Origin of the sequence: Natrinema hispanicum, assembly GCF_900111485.1 — an archaeon.
GTDB lineage: Archaea > Halobacteriota > Halobacteria > Halobacteriales > Natrialbaceae > Natrinema > Natrinema hispanicum_A.
In genome coordinates this window covers 1-10,190 of the sequence record NZ_FOIC01000057.1, presented here as the reverse complement: position 1 = coordinate 10,190, position 10,190 = coordinate 1, and the positions used below count along the sequence as shown (strand labels likewise).

Here is a 10,190-nt window from a genome sequence, read left to right as displayed (position 1 = left end):
TCACGCGTGCGTATGGTGTTAAACTCCAGCCGTGGCAGCGAGCCTACGTGAACACCGCGATGGTTACTCATGCTGTCGGCATGCTCGGTCCCTATGACGACGTCTGGTGGTGGGATCACCTTACACACGCACATTCCTCGTCGATTCTGGCCGGAATCGTCTATGTGGTCAGTCGCAGGAAGGGGCGCGATCCTGGCCCACGAGTCGTTGCCGCCGTCATTAGTTTCGGGCTTGTCTGGGAAGCCATCGAGTATGCTATTCACGCAACGGCGAAACGCCTGGATCTCGAGCCGATACTCGTCACGTACGGCCGGAAAGACACGTTCTTGGACATTGTCTTCGATCTGGTCGGCGCAGTACTCGTGCTTGCGTTCGGTGACCGTGTTCTCGGCGAGCTCGCGGCCAACGAGTAGCCGGTCTGGCAGGAGTCAGTCGTTTCGTAGCAGTGGTGTATTTCTTCCTTAGCCTCAGTGTCAGTTGAGACCCATCGCTTCGATCTGTTCTTGATACCGATTCCGAATGGTAACCTCAGTCACCTGCGCAACCTCAGCAACTTCCTTTTGGGTCTTTTTCTCGTTACAGAGGAGTGATGCCGCATAAATGGCTGCTGCCGCAAATCCCGTTGGCGACTTCCCTGAAAGCAGGCCCTGTTCAGTAGACTCATCGATAATTTCGATCGCCTTCATCTTCACTTCTTCACTCACCTCGAGGTCAGAACAAAACCGTGGGACGTACTCTTTGGGGTCGGCTGGTTTCATCTCGAGGGAGAGTTCCTTGGCGATATAGCGATATGTGCGCCCGATTTCTTTCTTCCCAACGCGAGAGACTTCAGTCACCTCTTCAAGACTCCGCGGAATCCCCTCTTGGCGACAGCCAGCGTAGAGACAGCTCGTGGCGACGCCCTCGATAGACCGTCCACGAATCAAGTCATTGCTGAGCGCTTGTCGATAGATCACGGAGGCGACCTCCCGGACAGAACGGGGGACACCGAGTGCCGACGCCATGCGATCGATTTCCGAACAGATTTTTCGAATATAGATCGGCTACAAATGAGCGACAATCAGCTGGCAATTAAATACGATTACCAGATGTCGTAATTTAAGTGGCGGCCGTACCCCGGCTCAGAAGTATTCTAAAACTGGTAGTTCAGGGGTGAAATTACCGACGTCGAAAAACAGCTGTCGCTCAGGAAATGTAGCCCCGAAACCTACGCGAGATCGCTACCCTAACCGTAGCAAGTACTGACCCAGCACGTTCGCAAACGTCTTCGCGGTCAGCACTGGTGGTGCTCGCACATCCATGTCGATAGCGACCTTGATCAGGTAATCAGTCAACCGCCATAGATTGTAGATCAGCGCTGCCAGAACGAAGTTCGTGAGCCGCACGCGGTAATCAGTCGAAGACGTCCGCGGGAGATACTCCACGATAGTCTTATACTGGTTCTCTATGTCCCATCTTCGCCGGTACTGATTCACAACGTGCTTGATCTCTCCAGCGGTATCGACGCTGTCGCGGTTCGTCACGAACACCGCGTAGTTCCCATCCGCATCATCAGCTTTCACCGGCACGTACAAGAAGTGAGCCTTGTGTTGGAGTTCCCCGTCCTTCCAGAACCCAACGTCTGGCTCGACAGCCATGTCGGCATCATCCATGGCTTTGATGTCCTCAATGTTCTCGTACTCATCAGTGTATTTCGGGACCGGAGTGGTGTAGGTTAACCCGCGATCTTCGATAGCCGCGTACACATCATTCGCATAGAACCCGCGATCCAGCAACACTTCATCGAGATCAACAAATTCCTGCGCTCGATCCAGTAATCGTTCGACGAGGTCGCCTTTCGGGTATGATGGCGCATCGTCTTCTTCCCATTTTGAGTTTTGCTTGTACGGTTCGACACCGAGAATGATCGGTGCGTTATCGCCGACCAGCGTGATCGTCGCGTACTTGTATCCCTGTTTCTTCGGGTCGTCGTCAACATACCCGTTGATCATCCGCGGGTAGTCCGGCTTCGGGATTTCCTCGTCTCTGTCCAACCAGGGACTCACCGTGAACGGATCATCGGTGATGTCAATCGCAGCAATGGTTTTCCGCTCGTCGAACGGGTCATCGCCACGGATCGAGTTGATGATGTTATCCGTTGCGCCGTCGAATGCCTTCATGACCTCATCACGGATCGCATCGATCCTCGGCATGCGATTCTCCTCGAATATCGAGTCGAGGGTGAGCTGCATGGAATCGTCGTCGGGTGTTGCGATTAGTTTGATTGCACGAAGGAAGGTTGACCCGTGGCAGGTGAGATCGTCGTTGAGAAGATACCCAATTTCACCTTCTGCATGAGCACTCCCGTTCTTTGCGCTGGTGCGTGCGAACTGGTCTAATATCTCGATATCGTCGTACTGTCGATTCGAGGCGCGACCAGTGACGAACTCGGGAAGGGCGTGCTTCCTGGCTAACTTTACCGCCTTCTGTGTACTCTCTCGCTTGTGCTCACGGTTGGATTTTTGACGCTCCTCTTCGGTCTCGCCTTCATCTTCTGGTGGTGATGGGACGAGGTACTCTGAGATGACGTCGTATTCAACTGCGACCCGCCTGATGGCCGTGGCCGCTTCTTCGATGATCTCCCATGTATCGTCGCTGAAACTGCACTTCGCGTATGAAAGGTCCTGCTGGGAGGGCGCGTTTTCTAAGTTTCTGATTTGGAAGTTGAAGCTCTTGACTAAACTTGCGCTTTTACCGAGTTCGGTTGCGAACTCGTTTTGTGAAAATCCACGGATGAGTCTGTAGAGGTGCGCGCGAACCATCTCCTCGGTTCCGAAATCGACCTTACCTTGGTCGCGGTGATCGGTGAGGAGGTCTACGGGTATGGAAAGGTGGTTGATGACGTCCCACAGGTGGTCCTCGCGCTCACAGAGCGTCTCTGCGTGCACGACGATGGACTCTGCGACTGCGGGATCGTCACGTGGCATGGTCAGCTACTCGTGGGTGACCGCGTCGCGTGCCAGCGGGCTGGGAGCGGCGTGGAGCGTCCCAGTCGGGTGTCAGTGGGGGTCATATCGTGAGGGGCGGGGAATCGAGGGACAGCCTCGGGGTTAGCGTGGCTCCTGATGGTCAGCGTAGATGTGCCGGATACGGTCCGCGGCGTCCGTGATCACCCACCGCTCATGCTGGCGGAATCGATTCCGCCAGCTATGGCTGAGTGTCGATGCTGCTGGGAGTTGCTGGAGACTGAACGGCGTGGTGCCGTTGTCTTCCTTTTCAAGCTGGTCTAGAAGGCCAGCTGTGGACAGGCCACGCGCGTGCTTGTACAGGAACAGTGATACGATTATTTCAAGATCGTACGTCGCGGTCGCTGGCTGAGCGTACCCAGTGAACCAGTCGTCCTCAATCTCAAGGCCGCTGATGACGTCAGCAAGGTCATCGTGGTCTTGACAGAGATTCGTTGCTTGTTCAGCGAGGGACGCCACGATCTCTTCGTGATCCCGGCGGGCAGACTGCGTCTCCTCCGTCTCGGCGGGAGACGGTGTCTTTGCGGAGTTGGACTGCGTGGCGTAGAGGGCTTGCAGGAAGCGGTCAAACCTCAGCACGTACCGGCCGGTGAGTTGGGTTGACGTCTCTTTCAGCAGGTGGTTGGCGAGTGAGTATGCGTTGACTTCAGCCACCGCAGCCAGGCAGTCTTGGCACTGCAACTCGTCTGGGAGGGATTTCGTTTCGAGTCTCGTTCGGAACGTTTTCGCTTGATTCTCGATCAACCACCGTCGCCTGTAGCGCTCCGAGATCGCTCCCGATTCATAATCAGACAGCTCGCCATTGGTCAGGAAGACGACGTAACCTCCAGGCGTAGATTCCTCCCGAACCAGCACGAAGTTCGTCAAGTACGGCTGATCGACGATAGGCACAGTGACGTCGCGCTCAACTGCGTAGTCAGGTGACCTGTGAGCCGTAACCTCACTAATGACCCCGCGCACGAACGGGTGCGGTCGCGCGGGAATGATGTACGTGAGATCGTGGCGTTCAATCGCAGCGATAATCCCTGCGGAGTGAAATCCGCGGTCAGCGAGGACCGTGTCAATCTCGACGTGCTGGGTAGCCTGGTTTAGGAGCGATCCAACGACGTCAGCCAAGCGTGGATGTTCAGACTGGTCGTGAACTCCGGGGTTCTCCACTGGTTCGATCCCGAGAACAACAGGAACTGGGGTACTGACTGCCGAGATGACCGCGAATTTCGACTGCCGTGCCGCAGGTTCCTCCCGGCCATCGTAGTCCTCTGCCGTCGGATCAACCGTCTCGGACCAGTACCCGGCGTCGAACTCCGTGACATCTATCGCAACCGTGAGCGGTTCACTGGACGAGCCACTTGCGCGTAGCGCGGTAATCGCGGCTTCAACAGAAGACGCGAAACTATCGATAGCCGTTCGTGGCTTTGACTGAACGCCTTCTCCGGAGGTTTCTCCTGCGTTCGGGGTGACATCGTTAGCAACGTGGTCATCGTGGAATCCGAGCGCGTCACGGACGTGTTCAAGGACGTTCTCGATTTCGTCGCGTGATGGTCGGTCTGTACGAGCCGGTTCAGAGTTTTCGTCTGGTATCGTCATGGGTTGTCGGCAGATCTCGATACTTCACCCCGAACCAAATTCGAGCGGGTGTGGTTTCCGGAACTGCCAACTCAATATTGGTTCACAAGGGACTAGAAGCCCTGAGAAGTTTTTAAAACGAATACCAGCATCGCAGAGAACTACAGCACTATTCCGAAATAGTACTTCAGTCTAAATTAGCACTTTAGAATGAATCGGCTCCACATTTATATTACCCTGTTACAAACACTGCAAAGCGCGATGGATAGCCACGACTACGAGCAGTCTGACGAACCTCCCATGCCCGATGTCTTCGACGAAGACACTGTAAACGAACTTCAGGATTTCCTGAGTAAAGCCGGGGGTGTCATGCTACTTGACGAGCTAGCGACCGGCGCGGAACGATTCGTGACCTTAGACCAAACGCTCGACATGAGCTCAGCTACCCTCCGAGACAGGCTCGATCAGGCAGACGAGTTAGACCTGGTTGAAGTTGAGATTCGGACGCAAGACGACGAGGGACGGAAGTACTGGAAACTGACGGATCGAGGGGAAGTGATTCGAGAAGAGATCCAAAAAACAGACCTGGTCAGAATTCAAAAACGGATTCGAGAATTACAACACGAATTCGATGGCGAAGTGGACAGTCTCCTTGCACAGATGAAAGCGAGAACGGACGAGATGAACGAGAAATACGGCAAGTTCTTGATTGGCGGCGGCTAGCGACCCTGACCGGAATTATTCACCACCCCTCGACTCACTGGTCAACCGGGTCAGGACCACTGAGCGTGACAAATTCACCGTTCTCGATACACACCGGACAAACGGGCGGGTCGTCTGAATCATCTCCCTCGACAGCATCCCAAGCGAACGTAGAGCCGCAGCCAACACAACGCCAGTCGTAACTTCCGTATTCGGAAGCGAGTTCCGGAAACTCGCTAAGCAGCACCGGAGTTAACTTTGCGCCCGCGTCAGCGTGCGTATCAAGATACTTGACGAACTGATCTTCTCGACACCCTGTGAACACGGGGAGCAACTCGACAAGCCCGTCGTCCTTTTATGGGATGTCGGCCTACCCGCATCTGTTACGGTATGAGTGAACAAACACTCGCAACCAAAATTCTGGTCAGAACCGATCTGGTGAACTATTCACTCGACTTCTGGCAGAGCCTCCCCGAAGGAGGATCGGATCTGCATTCTGTTTCACGCGCTCGTACTGTTCCCCAGCCCAAGCGAGTGCGTCGTTGGTATCGTTGACTAGCAGGCCAGCGATACCTTTCTCAGTGAAAATGGTGAGCCCTGCGCGGTCGTGATCGAAGATCGAGAGCCCGAACGAGAACGGGATAGGAGCATGCAAGATGTCCACATTCGGATCGTTCAGTATATCTGCCGCTACTGACGGATGCGTTGATTGAAACCACGTATGGATCTCTGGGGGAATGATCATCTCAAACGCGGCATCTTGTCCTGAGGTCCCGCTTTGGTAGAACTGGTCAGCGTACCCGGCAACGACATTTGGTGTTACAACACGAATCTCAGTCGCTACTTCGGCAAAGTCCAGGAGCTTGGTCATCACGGCATCCTGGATACTTGAATGGTTTTCGTAAGTGTCCGCATCGTCGATAAACGCCCAACTAATGTCCTCATCAGTGTGCGTGGAATCAAGCACTGACGAAACATCGCCAAGGCTGTTGAGCTGGTCAAGGTAGTCGCGGTGTGCGTGACAGGCTAACCGGCCTGAGTGTGTGGGATGCCAGTTCCCATCCCTGTATTCGACGAGATCTGCCTGTTCGAGTTCCCGAACGACATCATCAAGTGTGGAACGAGGTATGTCAAGTGTATCGACGAGTTTGGGTTTGGTCTGGGGTTTATTGACGAGTGTTTGGAGGCACTCGTAGCGTTTGAGGAGGACAGTGGCGATGTCTTTGGGATCAGGGGGAGACATAGCACTAGTAAAACATAACGGTTCTTCAACTTAATTCTTCCCTACGGAATGTTGGTGTCGTAATAGATACCGGGGCGATCTGCACCGGCCTTAGCAATGAGCACTTAGAGTCATAGGTATACTTTAGTTTAAAAGCGTGAGTTTGGTAGGGGGTAGTTACTTCTCGTAAAGCCGCGACCTATTCGTTATTTTCCGAATCAGTAGAACAAATGCAATCTGTGGTGAAGTAAGTGATGTGGTGACACACCATGGATGAAGAAACTCCTGTGGATGGAGGAACAGAGAAATCAGACAATGAAAGATCCACAATCAAACAGCAAAAACCAGTGAAAAATGAATCTTCAACAGTCAAACGACGAACAATCCTCGGAACTATAGGGTCTGTAGGCGTTGGAGCATTTGGGCTCTCGGTAGTCGGATCAAGCCGTGCGGATACCGGCAATGGAAGGTACGTAGAAATCGATTACGCGCTTAAACGGGAAACGCTTGGTGATCCGACGACCCCGTTAGTTACTGAGACCAAAGAGGTTTCGCGTGATTGGCTCGAATCGCTTAGACGAGGACAGAAAGCCCGGCAAGAGGCTGCATTCGAAAAACAGCCGTTTGTTAACGAAGTCACTCTTCGACCACCAATGCACGGTGGGGAAGGACCGCGAATCAGAGTAGGGATCGCCGAACGTCCAGATGGCCTCACATCTCAAGAAGCACGTGAACAAATCCCGGCAGAAGTCGATAATGTTCCGGTTGAGGTATTCGAAACGGGAACGTTCGAGTTGGGATGTTATGAATACGATTACGGGCAATATGTTCCAGCAGGTGCCGACATGGAACGAGCAGAGAATAATTCATACTGTACGTTGGGTGGTGCTCTTCACAAAAATGGGAACACCTACTTCTCAACGTGCCAGCACGTGTTTGCAGGAGAAGATGAAGATCCAACTGATAGAATGCTATACAATCAGGACCAAGATGACGCTATTGGCGATATCATCGAATCTTACTGCACCGATGATTTTGTTGTTGCTGAGCCGGTTAACGGACACACACCCGCAGGCCGTTTAGCTAGTTCTGGTGGCAATCTAAGCGACCTGACAATAGTTATGCAGTTCACTCAAGACGCCCTTCAGGACATGATCGCAGCCGAAGAAGAGTTGACAAAACGTGGTGTGCGAACTTGCGAGACAAGCGGTGTGATCGAGGCTGCAAACGGATATATTGGGCCAGTTGACGTCGGATGTAGTGATCGCCCACACCAACTGAAGTGGGGTGCTGATGACTCGTTCGACGATGGTGACAGCGGCTCCATTGCATATCAACAAGTTGGTCACGATCAAGTCGCGGTCGCTGGTGTCTGTAACGGACGAGATCCGAATCCCTTTGCCGCGGGAAAGGTATTCGGAACAGCTGCATGGCACATTGAGGAAGATCAGGGATACACGTATATATAGATCCCTTCCCGTCTTTAACCAATTGGGTGCTGAGTCGCATTCCTTGATCACGCGGCTGAGAAGCATGCGTGTCACGTTGTCCAGGTTGATCCATCAGGGACGACGAAGGAGTGCGCGTCGTGTGGTGTGGAGACGGAGAAACCGTTGTGGGTGCGGGCGCATTCGTGTCCAGTGTGCGGGTACACGGCTAATCGGGACTTCAATGCAGCTGCGAATATTCTTCATCGCGGGTTAGTAGAAGTAGGAGTGGTTCACTCCGAATCAACGCCTGTGGAGGCTGCGACCGCTGTGTCTACCGATGGAAGCGGTTCCGTTGCTGTGGATGCAAGTTGCGTCACCGAAGCAGGAAGCGCTGTCCTCAAGGAAACCGTTTCAACGGTTGAGTAGGGCAGCGTAGTTCACTTCCTATCGACTGGTATTCCAGCCCTGTCGCAAAAGATACTCTCCTCCGCCGACAACGAGGGCAATAGCAAGTGGGAGTAGCCAGAAGAATAAATACAGGTATAGAACAGTCGGCCCAGCACTCAGAGCAGCACCTGCTTGAGCGGCTTCTGCAATGCGAAGCCAAGTCATGGCAACTGCGGTTAAAAACGACCCGAGCGCGACCATGAGCGAAGAGATGACACCGTACTTCTGGAATAAGTAAATTGGAATTGTCACGATAAAGAACATCCCGATACCGAACCAAACTAACTCCCCTATCGGGGTTGGACCGTAATTGTACACCGGAAAAATCACGGTGAGTAGCAAAACCGTCAATATGGAGATTATTGTACCGCTTAATACTGGCAATGTTGGGCGGTTTGAGAGGCGGTGGGAGTGGACCATACTCATTGATTAACATGGAGACAATTAAATGTTGATGCCAACGATAACGTAGTCTCTGTACATAGATCGACCGTAATTAATGTGATAGTATTCAACAACGCCCCCAGCATCAAGTCCCAAGGATTGTCAGTGGGCTCTCGTTCAAAACGCGTAACGTAGCAGTTGAAAATCCCCGTCAGAATTTAATGTCTATCCCCCGCCCTGCAATTGGTCGTCTGGTTCAGGGCCGCTGAGCGTGACGAAATCACCCTTCTCGATGCAGATTGGACAAACGGGTGGGTCGTCTGAATCATTTACGTCGACGGCATCCCAAGCAAACGAGGAATTGCAGCCAATGCAGTGCCAGTCGTAGTTCCCGTATTCGGAAGCCAGTTTCGGAAACTCGTTGGCCAAGGTCGGCGTGAGCTTCGCACCAGCCGCTTCATACGCGTCGAGATACTCGACGAGCTGGGCCTCTCGATACCCCGTGAACACCGGCAGCAATCCGACAGGCCCGTAGTCCAAGTACGGCGTATCAGCTTGTCCACAACGGTTACGATACGAACAGAAGTCACATTCCCAGCCAAAGCTCGGGTCAGCCGGTGGCAGACATTCTGCGTCTCGGTATTCAGTTTGGGTTTGCATCCACCCAACAACCGTATCCATCCAGAACGATTCGTCGAACGGGACGTGAAAGGCCTTCACATCCATCGTTTTCCGAGAGCCATAGAGAACCAATCCGTCATGGATCGTGTAGTCGTACTCTCGTGTCAGCCCGTATAGATACGCGTGTAGTTGCGCTTTGTGGTGGGGTTTCGGACTCGACAGGTGGTCAAGCGAGGATGTCGATTTGATCTCTGTTACGAGTAGCGGATCGCCGTCGGCGTCAGTGATCACCGGGTCCGTCGTTCCCTTCAATCGGAGGGTTTCGTCGCCGACGTCGATGTTCACGTCGATCCACATCGAATTCCGAACGTACGTCTCGTCGGTTGTAGCAACCGCTTGGAGATACGGCACGGCAATGCGTTCCTCAAACTGCGTACGTAGTTGGATAGCGTGACCAGGATTCACCGGCCAGTGATGCCTCTCATCCTAATCTGAGTTCTTGTCCACCGAGGATGGACTGGAGCTGTTCAGGCGGATCAAGTCCTCGTCGTTTCCACGTGGCTAGCATGGTCGTGATCGTCTCGTGAATCTGGACCCCTTCGGCTGAGCGGAGGGTCCGGAACATCTTCCGCAGCACAACTTGCTCGCGCAGAGCGCGCTCTGCGCGATTATTCGTCGAATCGACGTCTGGCTCTGTAACGAACGTCAGCCAGTGCCCTAACCCGTTCCTGATCTTCTCGATCAGCTTCTTGACCTCCTGTGCCTCGTAGTCTTCCCTGATCAGGCCTTCCAGATGTAACGACGCCTCCGCCC

General features: G+C 53.5%; 9 protein-coding genes and 2 pseudogenes. 4 read left to right on the top strand and 7 right to left on the bottom strand.

The window, feature by feature from the left end:
* Nucleotides 1-413 (top strand): hypothetical protein (locus BSG09_RS19380; protein WP_254799215.1); only part of this gene is annotated, 413 nt, incomplete at its 5' end.
* Between the two features lie 60 nt (nucleotides 414-473).
* Here the strand turns inward: BSG09_RS19380 and BSG09_RS19375 are convergent.
* The 3 genes and pseudogenes from BSG09_RS19375 to BSG09_RS19365 all read right to left on the bottom strand — a co-directional run.
* Nucleotides 474-1,019, bottom strand: a pseudogene (locus BSG09_RS19375) (transcription initiation factor IIB); the annotation flags it as partial.
* 201 nt (nucleotides 1,020-1,220) lie between these two features.
* Nucleotides 1,221-2,966: a transposase gene (locus tag BSG09_RS19370; protein ID WP_092936059.1), complete on the bottom strand. Its 1,746-nt coding sequence runs from the start codon at nucleotides 2,964-2,966 to the stop codon at nucleotides 1,221-1,223.
* Between the two features lie 123 nt (nucleotides 2,967-3,089).
* Nucleotides 3,090-4,592 carry a transposase gene (locus BSG09_RS19365; protein ID WP_092936057.1) on the bottom strand — a complete coding sequence of 501 codons (1,503 nt, stop codon included), beginning with the start codon at nucleotides 4,590-4,592 and terminating at the stop codon, nucleotides 3,090-3,092.
* Nucleotides 4,593-4,832: 240 nt separating this feature from the next.
* Here BSG09_RS19365 and BSG09_RS19360 point away from each other — a divergent pair, with 240 nt between their 5' ends.
* Nucleotides 4,833-5,294, top strand: coding sequence for a hypothetical protein (locus BSG09_RS19360; protein WP_139246292.1), 462 nt, complete (start codon nucleotides 4,833-4,835; stop codon nucleotides 5,292-5,294).
* 403 nt (nucleotides 5,295-5,697) lie between these two features.
* Here the strand turns inward: BSG09_RS19360 and BSG09_RS19355 are convergent, their stop codons facing one another.
* The gene (locus tag BSG09_RS19355) at nucleotides 5,698-6,516 is read right to left on the bottom strand and encodes a helix-turn-helix transcriptional regulator (protein WP_092936048.1); all 819 of its coding nucleotides are present in this window, start codon (nucleotides 6,514-6,516) and stop codon (nucleotides 5,698-5,700) included.
* A 248-nt stretch (nucleotides 6,517-6,764) separates the two neighbouring features.
* On the opposite strand from BSG09_RS19355, the gene BSG09_RS20515 reads away from it, so the two are divergent.
* Both BSG09_RS20515 and BSG09_RS19340 read left to right on the top strand, forming a co-directional pair.
* Nucleotides 6,765-7,964 carry a hypothetical protein gene (locus BSG09_RS20515; protein WP_139246291.1) on the top strand — a complete coding sequence of 400 codons (1,200 nt, stop codon included), beginning with the start codon at nucleotides 6,765-6,767 and terminating at the stop codon, nucleotides 7,962-7,964.
* A gap of 33 nt (nucleotides 7,965-7,997) precedes the next feature.
* A pseudogene (locus tag BSG09_RS19340) lies at nucleotides 7,998-8,351 on the top strand (zinc ribbon domain-containing protein); the annotation flags it as partial.
* Between the two features lie 18 nt (nucleotides 8,352-8,369).
* On the opposite strand, the gene BSG09_RS19335 reads toward BSG09_RS19340, so the two are convergent.
* From BSG09_RS19335 to BSG09_RS19325, 3 genes are all read right to left on the bottom strand, one after another.
* On the bottom strand, nucleotides 8,370-8,792 hold the full coding sequence (locus tag BSG09_RS19335; RefSeq protein WP_139246290.1) for a hypothetical protein: 423 nt from the start codon (nucleotides 8,790-8,792) through the stop codon (nucleotides 8,370-8,372).
* A gap of 189 nt (nucleotides 8,793-8,981) precedes the next feature.
* Entirely contained in the window at nucleotides 8,982-9,842 is an 861-nt protein-coding gene (locus BSG09_RS19330; protein ID WP_394328135.1) for a CRISPR-associated protein Cas4, read from the bottom strand.
* Nucleotides 9,843-9,858: 16 nt separating this feature from the next.
* The coding region (locus tag BSG09_RS19325; RefSeq protein ID WP_139246289.1) for an IS66 family transposase at nucleotides 9,859-10,190 on the bottom strand (332 nt) is incomplete at its 5' end.

Coding starts and splice junctions, on each gene's coding strand:
- BSG09_RS19360 (WP_139246292.1), top strand. CDS start 4,833: ATGGATAGCCACGACTACGAGCAGTCTGACGAACCTCCCATGCCCGAT.
- BSG09_RS19355 (WP_092936048.1), bottom strand. CDS start 6,516: ATGTCTCCCCCTGATCCCAAAGACATCGCCACTGTCCTCCTCAAACGC.
- BSG09_RS19365 (WP_092936057.1), bottom strand. CDS start 4,592: ATGACGATACCAGACGAAAACTCTGAACCGGCTCGTACAGACCGACCA.
- BSG09_RS20515 (WP_139246291.1), top strand. CDS start 6,765: ATGGATGAAGAAACTCCTGTGGATGGAGGAACAGAGAAATCAGACAAT.
- BSG09_RS19370 (WP_092936059.1), bottom strand. CDS start 2,966: ATGCCACGTGACGATCCCGCAGTCGCAGAGTCCATCGTCGTGCACGCA.
- BSG09_RS19335 (WP_139246290.1), bottom strand. CDS start 8,792: ATGGTCCACTCCCACCGCCTCTCAAACCGCCCAACATTGCCAGTATTA.